At 70.3% G+C, this 20,826-nt stretch carries 15 protein-coding genes and 2 pseudogenes; 8 read left to right on the plus strand and 9 right to left on the minus strand.

What is annotated here, in order from left to right:
• The first annotated feature begins 101 nt into the window (after positions 1-101).
• Together ACFSL4_RS17030 and ACFSL4_RS17035 are read left to right on the plus strand one after the other, a co-directional pair.
• Positions 102-1,205, plus strand: a complete 1,104-nt coding sequence (locus ACFSL4_RS17030) for a LacI family DNA-binding transcriptional regulator (protein WP_381083372.1) — start codon at positions 102-104, stop codon at positions 1,203-1,205.
• Positions 1,202-2,113, plus strand: a complete 912-nt coding sequence (locus ACFSL4_RS17035; RefSeq protein ID WP_381083374.1) for a carbohydrate kinase family protein — start codon at positions 1,202-1,204, stop codon at positions 2,111-2,113. Before ACFSL4_RS17030 ends, ACFSL4_RS17035 begins: the two co-directional genes overlap by 4 nt.
• Before the next feature lie 356 nt (positions 2,114-2,469).
• On the opposite strand, the gene uvrA is transcribed toward ACFSL4_RS17035, so the two are convergent.
• On the minus strand, positions 2,470-5,508 hold the full coding sequence (gene uvrA / locus ACFSL4_RS17040) for an excinuclease ABC subunit UvrA (protein WP_381083376.1): 3,039 nt from the start codon (positions 5,506-5,508) through the stop codon (positions 2,470-2,472).
• Between the two features lie 222 nt (positions 5,509-5,730).
• On the opposite strand from uvrA, the gene ACFSL4_RS17045 reads away from it, so the two are divergent.
• Positions 5,731-6,417, plus strand: coding sequence for a maleylpyruvate isomerase family mycothiol-dependent enzyme (locus ACFSL4_RS17045; RefSeq protein WP_381083378.1), 687 nt, complete (start codon positions 5,731-5,733; stop codon positions 6,415-6,417).
• Positions 6,418-6,460: 43 nt separating this feature from the next.
• Positions 6,461-7,117: an MBL fold metallo-hydrolase gene (locus ACFSL4_RS17050; protein WP_381083380.1), complete on the plus strand. Its 657-nt coding sequence runs from the start codon at positions 6,461-6,463 to the stop codon at positions 7,115-7,117.
• 364 nt (positions 7,118-7,481) lie between these two features.
• Here the strand turns inward: ACFSL4_RS17050 and aroQ are convergent, their stop codons facing one another.
• Positions 7,482-7,955, minus strand: a complete 474-nt coding sequence (aroQ, locus tag ACFSL4_RS17055; RefSeq protein WP_381083382.1) for a type II 3-dehydroquinate dehydratase — start codon at positions 7,953-7,955, stop codon at positions 7,482-7,484.
• A gap of 103 nt (positions 7,956-8,058) precedes the next feature.
• Here aroQ and ACFSL4_RS17060 point away from each other — a divergent pair.
• Positions 8,059-8,640, plus strand: a pseudogene (locus ACFSL4_RS17060) (LD-carboxypeptidase).
• 132 nt (positions 8,641-8,772) lie between these two features.
• Positions 8,773-10,044: an MFS transporter gene (locus ACFSL4_RS17065; RefSeq protein ID WP_381083384.1), complete on the plus strand. Its 1,272-nt coding sequence runs from the start codon at positions 8,773-8,775 to the stop codon at positions 10,042-10,044.
• A 75-nt stretch (positions 10,045-10,119) separates the two neighbouring features.
• Here the strand turns inward: ACFSL4_RS17065 and ACFSL4_RS17070 are convergent.
• The 6 genes and pseudogenes from ACFSL4_RS17070 to ACFSL4_RS17095 all read right to left on the minus strand — a co-directional run bounded on the left by ACFSL4_RS17070 (position 10,120) and on the right by ACFSL4_RS17095 (position 18,454).
• Positions 10,120-11,226 (minus strand): annotated as a pseudogene (locus ACFSL4_RS17070) (calcium:cation antiporter).
• A gap of 173 nt (positions 11,227-11,399) precedes the next feature.
• Positions 11,400-12,392, minus strand: a complete 993-nt coding sequence (locus tag ACFSL4_RS17075) for a TerC/Alx family metal homeostasis membrane protein (protein ID WP_381083386.1) — start codon at positions 12,390-12,392, stop codon at positions 11,400-11,402.
• Between the two features lie 275 nt (positions 12,393-12,667).
• Positions 12,668-14,632 (minus strand): TerD family protein, encoded by a 1,965-nt coding sequence (locus ACFSL4_RS17080; RefSeq protein ID WP_381083388.1) that lies wholly within the window; start codon positions 14,630-14,632, stop codon positions 12,668-12,670.
• Positions 14,633-14,676: 44 nt separating this feature from the next.
• Positions 14,677-15,255 carry a TerD family protein gene (locus ACFSL4_RS17085; protein WP_381083390.1) on the minus strand — a complete coding sequence of 193 codons (579 nt, stop codon included), beginning with the start codon at positions 15,253-15,255 and terminating at the stop codon, positions 14,677-14,679.
• A gap of 159 nt (positions 15,256-15,414) precedes the next feature.
• Complete coding sequence (gene uvrB, locus ACFSL4_RS17090) at positions 15,415-17,562, minus strand: excinuclease ABC subunit UvrB (RefSeq protein WP_381083392.1); 2,148 nt, start codon at positions 17,560-17,562, stop codon at positions 15,415-15,417.
• A gap of 40 nt (positions 17,563-17,602) precedes the next feature.
• The gene (locus tag ACFSL4_RS17095; protein WP_381083394.1) at positions 17,603-18,454 is read right to left on the minus strand and encodes an MHYT domain-containing protein; all 852 of its coding nucleotides are present in this window, start codon (positions 18,452-18,454) and stop codon (positions 17,603-17,605) included.
• A 274-nt stretch (positions 18,455-18,728) separates the two neighbouring features.
• On the opposite strand from ACFSL4_RS17095, the gene ACFSL4_RS17100 reads away from it, so the two are divergent.
• Together ACFSL4_RS17100 and ACFSL4_RS17105 are read left to right on the plus strand one after the other, a co-directional pair.
• Entirely contained in the window at positions 18,729-19,601 is an 873-nt protein-coding gene (locus ACFSL4_RS17100; RefSeq protein ID WP_381083396.1) for a glycerophosphodiester phosphodiesterase, read from the plus strand.
• 156 nt (positions 19,602-19,757) lie between these two features.
• Positions 19,758-20,312: a methylated-DNA--[protein]-cysteine S-methyltransferase gene (locus ACFSL4_RS17105; RefSeq protein WP_381083398.1), complete on the plus strand. Its 555-nt coding sequence runs from the start codon at positions 19,758-19,760 to the stop codon at positions 20,310-20,312.
• A 66-nt stretch (positions 20,313-20,378) separates the two neighbouring features.
• Here the strand turns inward: ACFSL4_RS17105 and ACFSL4_RS17110 are convergent, their stop codons facing one another.
• Positions 20,379-20,807: a VOC family protein gene (locus ACFSL4_RS17110; RefSeq protein ID WP_381083400.1), complete on the minus strand. Its 429-nt coding sequence runs from the start codon at positions 20,805-20,807 to the stop codon at positions 20,379-20,381.
• Between the last annotated feature and the right edge of the window lie 19 nt (positions 20,808-20,826).

Below are 20,826 nucleotides of genomic sequence, written 5' to 3' on the forward strand. Positions count from 1 at the left end.
ACAGGAGGCCCACACGGGCACGTAAGCGTTTACGCAAACGTTTACGCCCTACCCTGACATGAGATACGGTCCCGGCCAGGGGACCCGAGGGGGGAGACGCGATGGCAACCATGGCCGATGTCGCACGGAGCGCAGGTGTGTCCGTCGCGACCGTCTCGCATGTGCTCAACGACACCCGTCCGGTGCTGCCCCGCACCCGGAGGGCGGTGCTCGACGCCGTCGACGAGCTGGGCTACACACCGAACACACTCGCCCGTTCCCTGGTGACCTCCCGCACCCGGTCCATCGGGCTCGCCGTGTCGGCGATCAGCAATCCGTACTTCACGGAGATCCTCCAGGGTGTCGAGGCCTGTGCCCTGGAGCACGGCTACGGCCTGCTCATCGCCGATCCGCACGACGACCCGGAGCACGAGCGCAAGGTCGTCCGGCTACTGCACGAGCGCCGCGTCGACGGCATGATCGTCGCTCCCTCCGCGGATCCGCGCGGACTCCTCACCCACCTCGGGCGGCACGGTGTGCCGACCGTGTTCCTCGACCGGCTGGTGGACGGCGCGGCGGCCACCGCTGCCCCGCCGCGGACGCCGGCGCTGGACGGGTCCGAGCGGGGCGCCCCCTCCGGTGCCGCCTTCCTCTTCGACCAGGTCTGCGCCGAGAACGCCGAACCGATGGCCGCCCTGGTCACACATCTCGCCGGTCTGGGGCACACGCGCATCGGCCTGGTCGCGGGCCTGCACGGGCTCAGCACCACGACCGAGCGGATCAGCGGCTACCGGCGCGGCCTGGCGAGCTCCGGTCTCCCCTACGACGGGCGGCTGGTGTCCCGGGGGGACTCTGCGGCGCAGGGTGCCGAGCGCGCCACCGCCACCCTGCTGGACCTCGCGGCACCGCCCACCGCCCTGGTCACCGCCAACAACGCGATGACCATCGGCGCGCTGCGCGCCCTGCGTGACCGCGGCCTGTCCGTGCCGGACGACCTGGCGCTGTGCTGCTTCGACGACTTCGCGTGGGCGGATCTGTTCTCGCCCCGGCTGACGGCGATCTCCCAGCCGAGCAGGGAGATCGGTGCCCGGGCCGTGCGGCTTCTCCTGGAGCGGCTGGAGACGCCGGACCGTCCCTCCCGCACCGTGCGGCTCCCCTGCGCCTTCGTCCACCGCACCTCGTGCGGCTGCCCCGACACCCCCTCCGAGAAGGGAACCGTCTCGTGATCGTCGTCGCCGGTGAGGCCCTGATCGACCTGGTCCCGCAGGGCAGGGGTGCCCTCGCACCGTTGCGGCCGGCGCTCGGCGGCGGCCCTTACAACACCGCCGTCGCGCTGGGCCGTCTCGGCTCCCCCACGGCGTTCTGCTCCCGCACCTCCTACGACGCCTTCGGCGAGGCCCTGCTGGACGGCCTGCGCACGGCGGGGGTGGACGTCTCGACCGTGCAGCGCGGCATCGAGCCGACCACGCTGGCGGTGGCGACGATCGACGAGAACGGCTCGGCCGCGTACTCCTTCTACGTCGAGGGCACCGCCGACCGCCTGTTCACGGCACCGGCGCACCTGCCGCAGGGCACGCGCGCGGTGTCGTTCGGCACCTGCTCGCTCGTCCTCGAACCGGGGGCGAGCGCCTATGAGGAGCTGATGCGCGACGCCGCCGCACAGGGCGTGTTCACGGCGCTCGACCCGAACATCCGCCCAGGGCTGATCCCGGACCCCGACGCCTACCGGGCCCGCTTCAAGAGCTGGCTGCCGTCGGTGTCGCTGCTCAAACTCTCCGCGGAGGACGCGGAGTGGCTGGGCGGCACGCCGCGCGAGTGGCTGGCCTCCGGCCCCGCGGCTGTCGTGATCACCCATGGCGGCGACGGGCTCACGGTCGTCACCCGGGAGGGGGCGGAGTACTCGGTGCCGGGTGTACGGATCGACATCGTGGACACCATCGGCGCCGGCGACACGGTCAACGCGGCCCTGCTGCACGGGCTGGCCTCCCGCGACAGCCTCTCCCCGGCGGCGCTGGCCGGTCTGGGCGCCGAGGGCTGGGGGGAACTGCTGCACTTCGCGGCCCGCGCCGCTGCGATCACCTGCTCCCGGGCCGGTGCGGAGCCGCCGTATGCGTCCGAACTGAGCGATCGCTAGTGCCCCGGCAGGCGACGTTCGCCCGTCGGGGAGCGGCGTCGTGGGGGCACCGCCCGCGCGAGCGGAGCCGGAAGCGGAGCCGGGAGCGGGGGAGCGTGCTCCCGGCGTGCCGGCCGGAAGTCCCCGTACCGGACGTACCCGGGCTCTCGGCCGGTGCGGCGAGTGGGGGGTGCCCTCTGCTCGAAGAGCCTGGGGGGCGTGCCGGGCGCCGCGACGGGGCGAACGTCGCCCGTTGGGGCACTGGCCCACAGGACCGGGAACAGGACGGCCGACCGTGCAATGGGCGGCGCCCCACGGGGAGTTCCCGAGGGGCGCCACATCCGTCCGGATCCTTCGGCCTGTCCGGGCCGCGGGGCTCATGCCGTGCGGGCCCGCGTGGTCTTCTTCGCGGGTGTCGCCTTCTTCGTGACGGCGGCCGCCTTCCTGGCCCCCGTGCTGTCGGCGGTCTTCGCCGTCCTGGCCGTCGCCGTCTTCTTGGCCGTCGACGCGGCCGCAGCCGTCTTCCTGGCCGCCGCCTTGCGCGGGACCTTCACACAGGCCGCGTCGCTGACGCGCTCCGCACCGAGGATCTCGCGCAGGAACTTGCCGGTGTGGCTGGCCGGAACCCCGGCGACCTCCTCTGGCGTGCCCTCGGCGACCACGAGGCCGCCGCCCGCTCCGCCCTCGGGTCCCATGTCGACGACCCAGTCGGCGGTCTTGATGACGTCGAGGTTGTGCTCGATCACGATGACCGTGTTGCCCTTGTCGACCAGTCCGCCGAGTACCTGGAGCAGCTTGCTGATGTCCTCGAAGTGCAGACCGGTGGTCGGCTCGTCCAGGACGTAGACCGTGCGCCCGGTGGACCGCTTCTGCAGTTCGCTGGCGAGCTTCACACGCTGGGCCTCGCCGCCGGACAGGGTGGTCGCGGACTGGCCGAGCCGGACGTAGCCGAGACCGACGTCGTTCAGGGTCTTCAGATGGCGGGCGATCGCGGGGACGGCCTCGAAGAAGTGGAGGGCCTCCTCGATCGGCATGTTCAGGATGTCGGCGATGGACTTGCCCTTGTAGTGGACCTCCAGGGTCTCCCGGTTGTAGCGGGCGCCGTGGCAGACCTCGCACGGGACGTACACGTCCGGGAGGAAGTTCATCTCGATCTTGATCGTGCCGTCGCCCGCGCAGTTCTCGCAGCGGCCGCCCTTGACGTTGAAGGAGAAGCGGCCGGGCTGGTAGCCCCGGACCTTCGCCTCGGTGGTCTCGGCGAACAGCTTGCGGACGTGGTCGAAGACACCGGTGTACGTCGCCGGGTTCGAGCGCGGGGTGCGGCCGATGGGCGACTGGTCGACGTGCACGACCTTGTCGACCAGATCGTCGCCGTCCACCCGTGTGTGCCGCCCGGGGACGTTCCGTGCGCCGTTCAGCTCACGGGCCAGGTGCGTGTACAGGATGTCGTTGACCAGCGTCGACTTTCCGGAGCCGGACACTCCGGTGACCGCCGTGAACACGCCCAGCGGGAACGACACGTCGATGTCCTGGAGGTTGTTCTCCCGGGCACCGTGCACCGTGAGCCGACGGGACGGGTCGTGCGGGCGCCTGATGCCGGGCAGCGGGATCGACTTCTTGCCCGAAAGGTACTGCCCGGTCTGTGACTCCTCGTTGGCGAGCAGGTCCTTCAGGGAGCCGCTGTGCACCACCTTGCCACCGTGCTCCCCCGCCCCGGGGCCGATGTCGACGACCCAGTCGGCGACCTTGATGGTGTCCTCGTCGTGCTCGACGACGATGAGGGTGTTGCCCATGTCGCGCAGCCGGACCAGGGTTTCGATCAGCCGGTGGTTGTCGCGCTGGTGCAGGCCGATGGACGGCTCGTCCAGTACGTACAGGACGCCTACGAGTCCGGAACCGATCTGGGTGGCCAGGCGGATGCGCTGCGCCTCGCCGCCGGAGAGCGTGCCGGCCGCGCGGTTCAGCGACAGGTAGTCCAGGCCGACGTCGACCAGGAACCGCAGCCGTTCGTTGACCTCCTTCAGGACCCGCTCGGCGATCTTCTTGTCGCGGGCGTCGAGCTTCAGCTCGCGCAGGAAGTCCGCGCAGTCGCTGATCGACATCGCGGAGACCTCGGCGATCGACCTGCCCATGATCGTGACCGCGAGGACGACCGGCTTGAGGCGGGTGCCCTCACAGCTGGGGCAGGGCACCTCGCGCATATAGCCCTCGAAGCGCTCGCGGCTGGCATCGCTCTCGGCCTCGCTGTGCCGGCGCTTCACGAAGGGGACGGCGCCTTCGAAGGGCGTCGTGTACACGCGTTCGCGCCCGTACCGGTTGCGGTACCGGACCTCGATCTGCGTCTTGTGGCCGTGGAGGAGGGCCTTCCTGGCACGCTGCGGCAGGCCCGCGAAGGGGATGTCGGTCCGGAATCCCAGCGCGTCCGCGAGGGCGCCGATGAGTCGGCCGAAGTAGTCCTTGGTGTGCCCGTGCGACCAGGGGTGGATGGCGCCCTCGTCGAGGGTCTTCTCCTCGTCCGGGACGATGAGCTCGGGGTCGACCTCCATGCGCGTGCCGATGCCGGTGCACTCGGGGCAGGCGCCGAAGGGCGAGTTGAAGGAGAAGGAGCGGGGCTCCAGCTCCTCGAAGGACAGGTCGTCGTACGGGCAGTACAGGTGCTCCGAGTACATCCGCTCGCGCTCGGGGTCGTCCTCGGGGAGGTCGACGAAGTCGAGCACGACCATGCCGCCGGACAGGCCGAGCGCGGTCTCCACGGAGTCGGTGAGCCGGCGCTTGGCGGAGTCCTTCACCGTGAGGCGGTCGACGACCACCTCGATGGTGTGCTTCTCCTGCTTCTTCAGCGTGGGCGGGCTGGACAGCTGGACCGTCTCACCGTCCACACGCGCCCGGCTGTACCCCTTGGTCTGGAGGTCGGCGAAGAGATCGACGAACTCTCCCTTGCGCTCGCGCACCAGCGGCGACAGCACCTGGAACCGGCTTCCCTCAGGCAGCTCCAGGACCTTGTCGACGATGGCCTGCGGCGACTGGCGCGAGATCGGGCGGCCGCACTCGGGGCAGTGCGGCTTGCCGATACGCGCGAAGAGCAGGCGCAGGTAGTCGTAGACCTCGGTGATGGTGCCGACCGTCGAGCGCGGGTTGCGCGAGGTCGACTTCTGGTCGATGGAGACCGCCGGCGAGAGGCCCTCGATGAAGTCGACGTCCGGCTTGTCCATCTGGCCGAGGAACTGCCGGGCGTACGAGGACAGCGACTCGACGTAGCGCCGCTGGCCCTCGGCGAAGATCGTGTCGAAGGCCAGCGAGGACTTGCCCGACCCCGACAGGCCCGTGAACACGATGAGCGAGTCGCGCGGCAGGTCGAGCGAGACATTCTTGAGATTGTGCTCGCGCGCGCCACGGACGATGAGACGGTCGGCCACGCCGGTCCGCACCTTTCTTGAGAGAAGCGACAGGGGCGGGGCCCCCGTGTTTCCCAGACTAGGGGGAGCCGCTGACAACGCCGGTCGGATTCCAGGGTTCACAACAATCCCGGGCTCTCCAGCATGCCCGACGCCGCACCTGACCATATAGCACGCGCATTCGATTTGCGGGGCGGGACCATGACCTTCACCCGAAGGAGTGGCGAGGTTAGGGTCGGACCCATGATTGATCACGCGCACGACCTGGCCTCTGTACGCGACGCGACCGACCGACTGCTCACCGCGGTCTCCGCCCTGGACGACGCCGCCGTGGCCGAGCCGTCACGACTGCCCGACTGGTCGCGCGGGCATGTCCTCGCCCACCTCGCCCGCAACGCCGACGCGCTCGTGAACGTCCTGGAGGGACGTCCCATGTACGTCTCGGCGCACGCCCGGGACGCCGACATCGAGCGGGACGCCCTGCGCGCCCTGGACGCCCAGCTGGCCGACCTCCGCGAGAGCGCGGCCCGCTTCCAGAAGGCGGGCGAGGCACCGGCGGACTGGTCGCGCACGGTCGAACTGCGCAACGGCGTCACCGACTCCGCCGCCCGCGTACCGTTCCGGCGGCGGGCCGAGGTCGAACTGCACCATGTCGATCTCGGGGTCGGCTACGAGCTGGAGGACCTGCCGGCCGAGTTCGTGGAGCGGGAGATCGACTTCCTCGCCGAGCGGTTCCGCGGACACAAGGACGTGCCCTCGACCACGCTGGAGGCCGGCGGCCGGGCCTGGACGACCGGTGGAGGCGCCGAGGGCGGGCCCGTCGCCGTGCGCGGTTCCGCGCCGGACCTGCTCGGCTGGCTCTCCGGCCGCCGGGACGGGTCCGCGTTGAGCGTCGGGGGCGGAGGGCTGCCGGCGCTCCCCCCGCTGTAGGTCGGGGACGGCCCCGGCCGGTGGCCCGCTATAAGCTGCCGCCATGACGTACAGCGGAGCGGTGAAGGTCGGCGGCCCCGCCGACGTGCACGAGCTGCAGGACCTGATGATCACGAAGATCGCGGTCGGCCCCATGGACAACAACTGCTATCTGTTGCGCTGCCGGGCCACCGACGAGCAACTGCTGATCGACGCGGCCAACGACGCGCACACCCTGCTCGGCATGATCGGTGACGACGGCATCGCGTCCGTCGTCACCACCCACCGCCACGGCGACCACTGGCAGGCGCTCGCCGAGGTCGTGGCGGCCACCCGCGCGCGCACCCACGCCGGGCGCTACGACGCCGAAGGCATCCCGGTACCCACCGATGTCCTCGTCGACGACGGCGACACGATCCGCGTGGGGCGCGTGGAGCTCACCGCGCGCCACCTCGTGGGCCACACACCGGGCTCGATCGCCCTCGTCTACGACGACCCGCACGGACACCCGCACGTCTTCACCGGGGACTGCCTCTTCCCCGGCGGCGTGGGCAACACGCGCAAGGACCCGGCCGCCTTCGCCGACCTGATCCACGACGTCGAGACCAAGATCTTCGACGTGCTGCCGGACGAGACCTGGGTCTACCCCGGGCACGGCAACGACACCACGCTGGGCGCCGAACGCCCGCACCTGCCGGAGTGGCACGCGCGGGGATGGTGACCACGGACGCGACGTCCCGGCTGCCCGGCGTGAGTTCGGGGGCCCGAACGCGCCGGCGTGACACCCGGGACACGCGCCCCGTGTGAACCGTGCGCACGCGCCGGTGCCCCGCGCACGCTCCCGGCGCGCCCGGATGCGCGGTCGACTGGAGGCAGCCCTGCGCGGGAAGACGGCTTCCGCGCGGACGGGCCGCCGGTTGCTCGGTTCCCGCCCCCGGCCGGCGGACCCGGCGGTCGGGGCCTGCTCCCGCGGTCGTCCGGCGCGGGCCATCCGCCGAAGACGTTCACGGGTTGATCGTGGCACCCGGCACCTGCAGACCTTCCTCCCCCGGTTCGCCTCTCCCCCGCACGCCGGCGACGGAGTGTCACGCCTCCGTCCGTCTCGCCCCCGCCAGCGTCGCGACCCGCTCCACCGCGAACGCGTACCCCTGCACCCCGCACCCGGCGATGACACCGTCGGCACGCAGGGAGACGTACGAGTGGTGCCGGAACTGTTCGCGCTGGTGGATGTTGGAGATGTGGACCTCCACCACCGGCATCCCGTCACAAGTGCTGAGCGCGTCGAGGATCGCGACGGAGGTGTGCGAGTAAGCGGCCGGGTTGATGACGATCCCGGCGTGGTTCAGCCGCGCCTCCTGGATCCACTCCACCAGTTCGCCCTCGTGGTTGGACTGCCGGAAGTCCACCGTGCCTCCGTACACGGCCGCCGTCCTCACGCACAGGGCCTCGATGTCCGCGAGGGTGTCGGAACCGTAGATCTCCGGCTGCCGCTGCCCGAGGAGGTTCAGATTGGGGCCGTTCAGGATCATGATCGGGGCGTCGGCGAGGGTGCGGGGCACGGTTCCTCCGGTCCGTTCAGGTCTGCCGGCCCGGGAAGGACCGCTGCTCGGCCCCCGGTCTATCACGATGTGCCGGGCGGGCGGTGCCCCGTACCCTCCGGCCATGACGCAACCGACGTACCCGCCCAAGCCGGTGCCCGGCGACCGGGTCGCCGTCGTCTCGCCGTCGCCGGGCTCCCCGCCCTCCTCCCTCGCCCGTACGAGCTGGCCCGGAGCGCCTGCGCACCGAGTTCGGTCCCGAACCGGTCGGGTGTCCGACGGCCCGGACGATGGGCGCGATACCGCGGGCACGGGCGGACGACCTGCATGCCGCGTTCCCCGATCCGGAGGTCCAGGCCGTGATCGCCTCGATCGGCGGCGACGACCAGATCGCCGTGCTGCCGCTGCTGGACCGGGAGTCGACACGCGCGAACCCCGAGCCGTTCTTCGGATGCCGCCGTTTCTCCGCGCTGCTCATGGGCCGTCCAAGACCTGGTCGTTCGCATGCCCCAACAGCCCCGAGGCCGACGCGCGTTACGCGGCGCACCAGCGTGAGGCCGTCCTGCGTGCCCTGAAGGCACACGCTCCCGGCACCATGGTCGTCCTCGATGTGGACCTCGGGCACGCGGATCCGCAGGTCGTCATCCCCTACGGGGGCGCCGTACGCGTGGACGGTCCCGCCCGGCGCATCACCGTGATCCACTGACCCGGCCGCCGCACCGGGCGCACGCCCGCCCTCACGGTGGGCGAGCCGAGCCACCGCACGCCCCCGTAACAACCGATCACGGTGGGTAGTTGACGCGGCATGCACGACGTACGCACAGTAAAGGGCTCGGCCATGCTCCGGCTCGCGGCCGCCTCGCTCGCGGGGACGGCCGTCGAGTTCTACGACTTCTTCGTCTACGGGACCGCGGCCGCCCTGGTCCTCGGCCCGCTGTTCTTCCCGACGTTCTCGCCGCTGGCGGGCACACTGGCCGCGTTCGGGACCTTCGGTGCCGGCTTCGTGGCGCGCCCGCTCGGCTCGGTGCTGTTCGGCCACATCGGGGACCGGCGCGGGCGACGCCCGGTCCTCCTCGTCTCCCTGCTGCTGACCGGAGCCGCAACCGTGGCGGTCGGCTGCCTGCCGACGTACGGCACCATCGGCACGGCCGCTCCCGTTCTCCTTCTCGTGCTGCGTTTCCTGCAGGGGCTGGGGCTCGGCGGGGAGTGGGGCGGTGCGGTGCTGTTGGCCACGGAGCACGCGCCGACCGGGCGGCGCGCCTTGTGGTCCAGCTTTCCGCAGGTCGGCCCATCGCTGGGATTCCTCCTTGCCAACGGCGTGATGCTGGGGCTGTCGGCCACGCTGTCGGACGCGCAGTTCGCTTCCTGGGGATGGCGGATCCCGTTCTGGGCGTCGGGTGCCCTTGCCGCGGCGGGCCTGTGGCTGCGCCGTTCAGTCACCGAGAGTCCGCTCTTCCTGAAGATCGAGGACCACGCGCGCGTGCCGCTCGCCGAGGTCGTACGCGGCCACTGGCGGCTCGTCCTGCTGACGGCCGGCGCGCTCTCGGTCGGATACGCGGTCTTCTACACCGTGACGACCTGGTCCCTGGCGTACGCGACGGACCGGCTCGGCGTGAGCCGCACCGTCATGCTGGTGTGCGTCATGGCCACCGTCGTGGTGCAGGGTGTCCTGACCCCGTTGCTGGCGCTCGTGGGTGACCGATACGGGCGGCGGCCGCTGTGTCTGGCGGGCTGCGCCGGCATGGCCCTGTGGATGTTCCCCATGGTCGCGCTGCTGTCGACGGGCGTGCCGCTGCTGATCTCCCTCGGCTTCCTGGAGGCGATGACCGCCTTCATCACGGTGTTCGCCGTGATCGCCGCGTATCTGCCGGAACTCTATGAGCCCCGGGTTCGCTGTACGGGTGCCGCGGTGGGCTACAACCTCGGCGGGGTGCTCGGGGGCGCCCTCACTCCGGTCGTGGCCACCGCGCTGGCCGAGCACGGGGGCAGGGTCCCCTGGGGTGTCGGCGCCTATCTGACGGTGTTGGCTCTGCTCAGCCTCGGATGCTTCGCGCTGCTGCCGGAGACCCGCCCCCTGCCGGTGGCGGTGACGGAACCCGCTCCCGGGTGAGGCACAACCGCGCGTGTCGCACGAGCGGCCACCCGCACGCCGCCCGGGAAGCGACGGTGCGCCGCACGGCGGCGGCTACGGGTTGACCGCCAGCTCCAGGTACGCGGCGAACACCACCAGAATGAACGCCTCCTTGGAGCGGCGTGGCCCGGCCCGGTACCACCGTCAGGGAGCTCACGACCACGGTCAGGGCGAGCAGCACCATGTGGACGGGGCCGAGGCCGAGCACGAGAGGATCCGAGAGCCATACGGTCGCCACGGCGACGGCGGGGATGGTCAGGCCGATGCTGGCCATCGCTGAGCCGAGGGCGAGGTTGAGGCTGGTCTGGACCCGGTCGCGGCCCGCCGAGCGCAGCGCGGCGATGGTCTCGGGCAGCAGCACGAGCAGCGCGATGACGACACCGACGACGGCCTGCGGCATGCCCGCAGCCGCGACGCCGGACTCGATGGTGGGGGACACGCCCTTGGCGAGTCCCACGACCCCGACTAGGGCGAGAGCGAGCAGGCCGAGGCTGAGGGCCGCGGCGCCGGCGGAGGGCGCGTCGGCGTGGCTGTCCGCGCGGATCACCTCACCCTGCCGGGTGACCGGGAGGAAGTAGTCGCGGTGGCGTACCGTCTGGGTCGCCACGAACACGCCGTACAGGACGAGTGACGAGAACGCGGCGAAGGGAGCTGGGCCGTGGAGAACTCCGGGCCGGGCTTGCTCGTTGTGAACGTGGGCAGCACCAGGCTGAGGGTGGCCAGGGTCGCGACGGTGGCCAGAGCGGCACCGGTCCCCTCGGGGTTGAAGAGCGCGGTTCCGTGGCGCAGCGAGGCGACCAGGAGGCTCAGGCCGACGACGCCGTTGCAGGTGATCATGACGGCGGCGAAGACCGTGTCGCGGGCCAAGCTCGCGCTCTTGGCGCCGCCGTCCGCCATGAGGGTGACGATCAGCGCGACCTCGATGATCGTGACGGCGACGGCGAGAACGAGGGAGCCGAAGGGCTCACCGACCCGGTGCGCGATCACCTCCGCATGGTGGACTGCGGCCAGCACGGATCCGGCGAGGACCAGAGTCATCAACGCGACGACCGCTCCAGGCATGTCGCGCCCCCAGGTCAAGGCGAGCAGCACCACCGCGGCCACCGGCGTGACGGCCACGGCCGTCCACCGCCTCGCGAGTGACCGGACCCGGACGATCATGCAGCGATCGTTGCAGAAGCGCCTGTGACACGCACGCCAGGTGCCTGCGTCCCGCGGATCACGACCGCGCGCACCGGTGAAACGCCGTGCCATGGCGTTCGCCGACGGGCCTGGCACACACCCGTCGCTCTCCTGCGGGGATCACATGTCCCGTCGGCCCGACTCCGGCACCGTCACGCGTCAATGCTGTCCCGGGCCCCCGCCTTCTCCGGCGTTTCTTCGGCCGTCTGCTTCGTGGAGGCGATCAGGCTGGTGACCGTCGTGACGGTCAGGACGGTGCATATCACGCCGAGGGAGACCGGGATGGAGATCTCGGGAACATGGACCCCGGATTCGTGCAGCGCGTGCAGCACCAGCTTGATGCCGATGAAGCCGAGAACGACCGACAGACCGTACGAGAGATGGACCAGCCTCCGGAGCAGACCGCCGACGAGGAAGTACAGCTGCCTCAGGCCCATGAGCGCGAACGCGTTGGCCGTGAAGACGATGTACGGGTCCTGGGTGAGACCGAAGATCGCGGGGATGGAGTCGAGGGCGAAGAGGACATCGGTGGTGCCGATCGCCAGCACCACGACCAGCATCGGCGTCATGACGCGCTTGCCGTTGTGCCGTATCCACAGCTTGGTGCCGTGATACCCGTCGGCGACCCCGAAGCGCCGCTCGGCGGCCTTCAGAAACTTGTTCTCCTCGTACTCCTCGTTCTCCTCGCCGGTCCCGGCCTCCTGAACGAGCTTCCACGCGGTCCAGATCAGGAACACACCGAAAAGGTAGAAGACCCACGAGAAGCTCGCGATGATCGCGGCGCCCGCGGCGATGAACACGGCCCGCAGGACCAGGGCTATGAGTACACCCACGAGGAGTACGCGCTGCTGGTACCGCGAGGGCACCGCGAACTTCGCCATGATCAGGACGAAGACGAAGAGGTTGTCGACGCTCAGCGACTTCTCGGTGATGAAGCCGGCGAAGAACTCTCCGGCGGGCTGCCCGCCGCCGAGGACGAGCAGGCCCAGTCCGAACAGTGCGGCCAGGACGATCCAGACGATCGTCCAGATGCCGGCTTCCTTGATCGAGACGGCATGCGGCTTGCGGCCGATGAAGAAGTCGACCGCGATCAGGGCGGCGAGGCCCACCACCGTCAGGACCCACAGGGTCATCGAAACATCCATTGCGCCTCCGGCAGTACGTCAGTCATGGCATGTCAGCGTCGCTACCGGAGGTCTCTTCCACCCGCCGTCACCGGCGCGTCATGCGCCGCGCGTCCGCGGGTCGGCGCCCCGGGATCCGTTCTGATCCGTATTGACGGGTAGGCCGCAGGCGGGAGTACTCCCCTCCGTGTGGAGGAGACTACCCGAACACCAAGGAAAGGTAAAGAAGTAGGTAAAGAGAAGGTCAAATCAGCAGGTAGAACCCTCTTTGCTTTCCCTTGAAAGAAGGGGTGGCGTCAGCGGTTCCAGGAGCGGCGGGCCTCGGCCACCTGGGTCAGCACATACTGCAGCACCTGGCTGCCCCGCGGGACGCGCGGCGGCTCATACGTCCAAGCGTGGCCGACCCAGGGGTCCGCGAGATGATCGTCGGGCACTGGGGTGAGCCGCAGCAGTGAGCGCCAGAGTGGGTCGAGCAGCGGCCCGTAGGCGGACGCGTCCTCCCGGTCGGCGACCATCATCAGATGGACACCGACCGCCGGTCCCTCGTCCGCGAGATAGCGCAACTGGGTCACCGCCCGGTCGTCGAAGCCGTGCGGGAAGTCGTTGACGATCAGCAGGTGCTCGGCCGTGTCGAGGTCGGGCGGCAGCGAGTCGGACGCACCGCCACGCACCGCCATCTGCACCAGATCGACCCGCTGGGCGAGCCGGGTCAGTACATCCGCCACGGCCGCGACACCGACGGCGGTCGGTCCCGCGAGCACACCGGCCTGCACGAGGGGCGCGAGCGCCGAGGTACCCGATCCCGCCGGGTCGATGACATGCACCGTGAACTCGCCGGGCGGGTAGACGGCGAGCAGCCGTGCAGCGTGTGTCACCGCCGTCTCCATCGCGAGCCGGCGCAGGTCACCGGAGTCGGCGACCGGGTCGAGGGATCCGGAGCGGCCGCTGTCGATCCATAGCCCGCGCTCCAGCGGCAGCCGGACCAACATGGGGATACGCAGGCTCTCGCTCTCGGGCAGGTGGAGATCGCCGAGGCGCACCGCCATGGGAATCTCCATCGGCACCCGGTATCCGTGCCAGACCGGGTTGTCCCAGCCCGCGAACGCCGCAGGCAGCGCGGGCTCGACGACATCGGACTCGGCGATGAGCTGGGTGAGATCGCGGTCGAGGGCGGCCCGGGCCTGGTTGACGAGGTCGGTGTGCTTGGCCTGGGCCGCCTCGCGTGCGGCGTCGCCCTGCCCGCCTATGCGGCTGCGCGGATCGGACAGGGCCCGGTCCAGCTCCTGCTCCATGCGCGAGTCGGCGAAGTCGACGGCGCTACGGTACGCGGCCGCCGTGCGCGCCAGGTCCTCGAACATGCCCCACACCTGGTTGTACAGCCGCTCCTCCATGGACCAGCCGGTCGCGTCGCCCGCCACGGGCTGGGCGGGCTGCCCGGGCGGGGCCGGCGGCGCGACGGGCGGGGGCGGTGGCGGCGTCGTGATTTGCCGACCGGGGTGGGTGTAGTTGACCGGTCCGCCGGAAGCGGGCTGCGGGACGGGGCCCGGAGAGCCTGTGACGTCGTACGGGGATCCCTGCTGCGGCACGGCGGGCGTGCCCTGCTGCGGGGGTACGGCACCGGAACCGCCGTCAGGTGGCGCCGGGGCCGCCGCCTGACGCGTGCGGTCGCCCTCCGGCAGGCGCGGCGGAGGTGGTGCCACCGAGCGTGCCAGGCCCCGGGTCACCGCCTCGTTGATGCTGCCCGCGAGTTGCCGGGCCTCGGGCAGGCCCTGGTCGGTCAGCAACGCGGCGAGCCCGCCCGCGTACCCCTGGCCGACCGCACGGACCTTCCACGCGCCCTGACGGCGGTAGAGCTCCAGCGCGATCACGGCGGACTCGGCGTCCAGGCCCGTGATGGTGTAACTCACGACCTCGCAGCCGTCGAGGCCGGTGACCGCGACGAAGGGAGCGGCGAGCGCTCCGAACCGCACCGGGCCGCCGATCCCCGTCGGCAGCGCGAGCAGCACGGTGACGCAGTGCACGCTCCCCGGAAGGGCGTCCAGGTCGAAGGCGAGGCGGTGGTCGGCCGCCGCCTGCTTGGAGACTTCGAGGCCGGGCAGTGTGGGGGCACCCGGGTGGGCCACCCAATCGACGTCGCGCACCTTGCCTTGCACGTCGCTGAGCGTGGCCGCGGCCACGATCGGCTTGCCGGCCGACACCCGTACTTCAAGTCGGGCCTGGGGCAGCGGATGGTTCTGCCCCCGGACCAGCTCGGCCGTCATCGCCTCGTCCCCCTACGTCGCTTCGTGTCCCGGTGTACGGCCGCCTACAGGTGCGGCAGGATCGCCGGCATCAGGTCCTGGAAGGTACGGCCGTTGGCCGGAGTACCGAGGGCGGTCATCGTCCAGCCCGCGCCCGCGCGGTGCACCTTCGCCATGATCTGCGCCGTGTACGCGCCGCCGCCCGCCAGCGTGTAGCGGGCCAGCTCCTGGCCGTTGGTCTCGTCGACGAGGCGGCAGAACGCGTTCTGCACCTCCTGGAAGGTCTGGCCCGTGAAGGAGTTCACGGTGAAGACGATCTGGTCGATGTGGACCGGGACGCGCTGCAGGTCGACGAGGATCGCCTCGTCGTCGCCGCCCTGGCCCGCACCGCCGACGAGGTTGTCACCGGTGTGCCGCACGGAGCCGTCGTCGCTGACGAGGTGGCGGAAGAACACCACGTCCACCGGCTGCTTGTCCGCGAACAGCACGGCGGACGCGTCGAGGTCGATCTCCCGGGTGCGGGAGCCGAACAGCCCACGCCGGGGAGCGGCCTGCCAGCCGAGCCCCATGCGCACCGCATTCAGCGTGCCCCCGTCGTTCTTCTGCAGACTGATGGCCTGACCCTTGGTCAAGTTGACGGTCACGCGCCGGTCCTCTCTCGAGCTGTCCCCTGTTGGCCGCGGACTCCGCGGATGCCAGAACCCTACGGTTCGCCACTGACAGTGCCGAACCCCGTACCGTGCTTTGTGTCGGTCTTGCAACACACTGCGCGTCCACCGGGGTCCGTCACGGACGGGGCGATGTCAAGCCAGGCCTGCCTCCCTCATCTGTCGCAGTTCCTTCTTCATCTCGGAGACCTCGTCGCGCAGCCGGGCCGCGATCTCGAACTGGAGGTCGGCGGCGGCAGCCCGCATCCGCTCGGTCAGTTCCTCGATCTGCTCGGCGAGTTCGGCCGCGGGGCGGTCGGTGGGCACCGTCTGCTCGGCCTTGCCCTTGGCGGGCTTGGCGGGCTTGGCGCCCTTCGCCGCCTGGCTGCCGAGCGAGGGGACGGGGCTCCTGGTGCCCCGGCCGTCCTTCGCCTTGCGGTAGCCCGAGCCGAGCAGCTGCTCCGTGTCGACGTCCTCACGGGCGATCTGCGCCACGATGTCGTTGATCTTCTTGCGCAGCGGCTGCGGATCGATGCCGTGCGCCGTGTTGTACGCGATCTGCTTCTCCCGGCGGCGGTTCGTCTCCTCGATGGCCTTCTCCATCGCCGGGGTGATCTTGTCGGCGTACATGTGGACCTGGCCGGAGACGTTGCGCGCGGCCCGGCCGATGGTCTGGATGAGTGAGGTCCCCGAGCGCAGGAAGCCTTCCTTGTCGGCATCGAGGATCGCCACCAGAGAGACCTCGGGCAGGTCGAGGCCCTCCCGGAGGAGGTTGATGCCGACCAGCACGTCGAACTCACCCGACCGCAGCTCGCGCAGCAGCTCGACACGGCGCAGGGTGTCCACGTCGCTGTGCAGGTACCGCACCTGGATGCCCAGTTCGAGGAAGTAGTCGGTGAGGTCCTCGGCCATCTTCTTGGTGAGCGTGGTGACCAGGACGCGCTCGTCCCTCTCGGTGCGCTTGCGGATCTCGTGCACCAGGTCGTCGATCTGACCCTCGGTGGGCTTGACCACGACCTCGGGGTCGACGAGGCCGGTGGGACGGATGATCTGCTCGACGAATCCGTCCGCGCGCGAGAGCTCGTACTTGCCGGGGGTCGCCGACAGGTACACGGTCTGTCCGATGCGCTCTTGGAACTCCTCCCACCTCAGGGGCCGGTTGTCCAGGGCGGACGGGAGCCGGAAGCCGTGCTCGACGAGGGTGCGCTTGCGGGAGGCGTCACCCTCGTACATGGCACCGATCTGCGGGACGGTGTTGTGCGACTCGTCGATGACGAGCAGGAAGTCGTCCGGAAAGTAGTCCAGCAGCGTGTTGGGCGGAGAACCGGGCTCACGCTCGTCGAAGTGCATCGAGTAGTTCTCCACGCCGGAGCAGCTCCCGATCTGGCGGAGCATCTCGATGTCGTACGTCGTGCGCATGCGCAGCCGCTGCGCCTCCAGGTGCTTGCCCTGCTTCTCCAGCTCGCCCAGGCGCTCCTCAAGTTCTTTCTCGATGCCGTTGATGGCACGCTCCATGCGCTCGGGTCCCGCGATGTAATGGGAGGCCGGGAAGACATACAGCTGCCGGTCGTCGCTGATGACCTCGCCGGTGAGCGGGTGGAGGGTGGACAGGGCCTCGATCTCGTCGCCGAACATCTCGATCCGGACGGCCAGCTCCTCGTAGACCGGGAAGATCTCGATGGTGTCGCCGCGCACCCGGAAGGTGCCGCGTGTGAACGCCACGTCGTTGCGCGTGTACTGGATGTCGACGAAACGCCGCAGCAGCTCGTCGCGGTCGATCTCGTCGCCGACCTCGAGGCTGACCATGCGGTCCACGTACTCCTGCGGCGTTCCGAGACCGTAGATGCAGGAGACCGAGGCGACCACGACGACGTCGCGGCGGGTCAGCAGCGAGTTGGTCGCGGAGTGGCGCAGGCGCTCCACCTCCTCGTTGATCGAGGAGTCCTTCTCGATGTACGTGTCCGACTGCGGGACGTACGCCTCCGGCTGGTAGTAGTCGTAGTACGAGACGAAGTACTCGACCGCGTTGTTCGGCAGGAGCTCTCGGAACTCGTTGGCCAGCTGGGCGGCCAGCGTCTTGTTCGGCGCCATCACCAGCGTGGGGCGCTGGAGCCTCTCGATCATCCACGCGGTGGTGGCGGACTTGCCGGTGCCGGTCGCGCCCAGCAGGACGATGTCCTTCTCACCTGCGCGGATGCGCTTCTCCAGCTCGGCGATGGCCGTGGGCTGGTCACCGCTGGGCTGGTAGGGGCTGACGACCTCGAAGGGCGCCACCGTGCGTTCGATCTGTGAAACGGGCCGCATGCCATCCACCGTACGACCCCGCACTGACAACGGGGCCGGGTCACCGGCTCTGCGGGCTGCGGGAGCCCCGCCGGCCGGCGCGGGGCAGCGGACTCCGGCCGGCGCGGGCGGCCTCGGGATGGGCCGGAACCCCCGGCTTGCGCTCCGCCGGGATCCGGCCGGATCTGCCCATGACCATCAACGGGTCGAACAGCACGACGACGCCGGCCAGGCACAGGAAGACGAGCGGACCGATCATCATCGGGGCGAGCAGGGCCGCGGGCGATTCACCGGCCGGGTTACCCGCCCCGTGCAGATGGACGCTGAGAGCCGCCATGCCCGTGTAGTGCATGCCGGTGACCCCGATTCCCAGGACGAGGCTCGCGCCGACGCTCCACAGGAACCCGCGGACTCGTCCGGCCACCCAGAAGGCCGCGGTCGCGGCGACGACCGCTATGACGACGGAGGCGGCGACGGTGAGGGTGTTGTACCGGAGCACCCCGTTGAGGCGCATCCCGGCCATGCCCAGGTAGTGCATCGTGGCGATGCCCAGACCGGTGATGGTGCCTCCGGTGAAGAGCGCCACCCCGGTCGCTCCCCGATAGCCCACGATGAAGACGCCGAGGCCGACCATGACGACGCCGAGGGCAAGGCTCGCGAAGGTGATCGTCTTGTCGTAGTGGATGGGGGTCTCCTTGACGGTGAACCCCATCATCGCGATGAAGTGCATGGTCCATATGCCGGACCCGATCGCGGCGGATCCCAGAGCGAGCCAGCCCGCCCGCCACGAGTGGACGGCCAGCATCGATCTCGTGGTGCAGCGCAGACCGAGCGCACCGCCGAGGCAGGCCATGAGGTACGCCACCACGGGTGTGACCAGGCCGTAGCTGAAGCCGTCCACGGTGCCCTGCATACGCGGCTGCCCTTCCCGCCCTGAAACGTCCCTGAACTCCGGAAATATCCCCGTCCCCAGGACCGTGACGACGGTCAGGGCTGCAGCAGAGCGTATGGCCCCACCGGAACGGTCGAACGATTATCCGGCAAAGAATCACGGCGCTGCCGTACTTGTGTCGCGACTGTGAGCAGCTTCGGGCAACTCCCGCCAATCTGCGGCCTTCTCGCACACGCTATCTTTACTCTCTGCATTTACGGCGATACTTTCTGCAATCGAACCGGCGAGGAGAAGCATGCACGCGCGCGTTGCCGCCGCCACGACCGTCGCGCTCTTCGGAGTCGGCGTCGCCATACTGCCCGCGGCGCAGGCCGGTGCGACCGCCCGTGACCGCCTGGTCGTCGTCTGCCACCGCGGGGCGTCCGCATACGCTCCCGAGAACACCCTGGCCGCCGTCGACCGAGCGGCCGCGCTCGGCTTCGGCTGGATCGAGAACGACGTGCAACGCACCAAGGACGGGCGGCTGGTCGTCATCCACGACGCCACGCTGGCCCGCACGACCAACGTCGAGCAGGTGTTCCCGGGCCGAGCGCCCTGGAGGGTGAAGGACTTCACCGCCGGGGAGATCGCCCGTCTGGACGCGGGCAGCTGGTTCGGCTCCCGGTACGCGGGCGCGCACGTGCCGACGCTGACGCAGTACATGGAGCGCGTGTCGCGCAACCATCAGAAGCTGGTTCTGGAGATCAAGAACCCGCAGCTGTATCCGGGGATCGAGCGCCAGATCCTCAGGCTGCTGGGCAGGGAGGGCTGGCTCGACCGCGGCCACCTCAGGAACCGGTTGATCGTACAGAGCTTCAGCGCGGACAGCGTGCGGACCGTGCACGGGCTGAGGCCCGGGATCAGGACCGCCTACTTGGGCACGCCGCGGGTGGCGGAACTGCCGTCGTACGCACGGTTCGCCGACCAGATCAATTCGGCCCAGGCGCCTCTCTCCGCCGGCTATGTCTCCGCGATCCACACGATCCAGGGACCGCACGCCAAGCCGATGAAGGTCTTCGCCTGGACCGTCAACCGCGCGGACGACGCCCGCCGCCTGGCCGGCTTCGGCGTGGACGGCATCATCACGAACACGCCCGACGTGGTCCGGCGAGCGCTGAACGGCTCCTGAGCGGAGGGGGACCGGAGTGTGCGGAGGCGAGTGCGCGGAGGCCGGTGCGGGGACCGCCGCCCGGCCCGCGCCAGTCTGCGACGCGCGGCCAGTCCGCGACCCGCGGCGTTGCCAGTGGCTCGCTGCGTTGTCAGTGGCTCGCCGTACGGTGGGCACATGGACAGTCATGGGCAGAACGAGCAGCAGGTGGTGTGGACCGTCGTCGCCACCGGCATCGGTCCGCTGCTGCTGGCCGCGACGCGGGACGGCCTGGCGAACGTGGTGTTCCACGCGACGGACACCGTGCGCGACAAAGCGCTGGAGAGGCTCGCGTCCCGGCTCGGCGTCCGGCCGGTGGAGGATCCGGACTCCCCACTCCTGGCCGAGGCGATACGCCAGATGGCGGCATACTTCGCGGGTGAGCGCCACGACTTCGAGCTGCCCCTCGACTGGTCGCTGATCAGCGGGTTCAACCGCCAGGTGCTGCGCGAGCTGGCGTCGGGCGTGCCGTTCGGGACGGTGGTGGGGTACGGCGACCTGGCCAGGCGGGTCGGTCAGCCCGGCGCGGCCCAGGCCGTGGGGGTGGCGATGAGCTCGAACCCGCTGCCGGTGGTCGTGCCGTGCCACCGCGTGGTCGAGAGCGGCGGCGGCATGGGCGGGTTCGGCGGCGGGCTGGAGACCAAGCGGAAGCTGCTCGCATTGGAAGGGGTGCTGCCGGAGCCCCTGTTCTGAGCGGCTGCACCGCGCCGGCCGTCAGCGCGCCCTCACGCCCCGAGGCGTCCCAGCGCACCCCTGCACCTACTCGTAGTGACGTGCCTCGAAGACGTTCCCGTCCGGGTCCCGGAAGTAGAAGCTGCGCCGTGCCGCGCCCCTGGCACCGAAGGCGTCGTACGAATAGTCCGAAACGGGTATGGCCTGCTCTTCCAGGCGGGCTCTCAGAGCCTCGAAATCATCTTCCGTCAGGGAGAGGCACACGTGGTTGACCGGATGCCCCGCGCTCTCGGCGGCCCCGGGCACCATTGTCATGCGCTCCGCCAGCGAGAACGGGGCGAGGTCGAAGACCGTCTCGTCATTGAGCCGTACGGAGGGGAACGGCACCTTCCCCGCAGCGAATTCAGCGACCCTGAGCGGCTCCAGCCCCACCGCCTCCTCGTAGAAACCAGCGGCTGCGACCGGGTCCCGGACCCAGAGGACGACGTGGTCGAGACGTGGCGAGTTGTCCTTCATGCCCCCAGGCTGGTGCCGT

It is taken from the genome of Streptomyces caeni, from assembly GCF_042678285.1.
Lineage (GTDB): Bacteria > Actinomycetota > Actinomycetes > Streptomycetales > Streptomycetaceae > Streptomyces > Streptomyces caeni.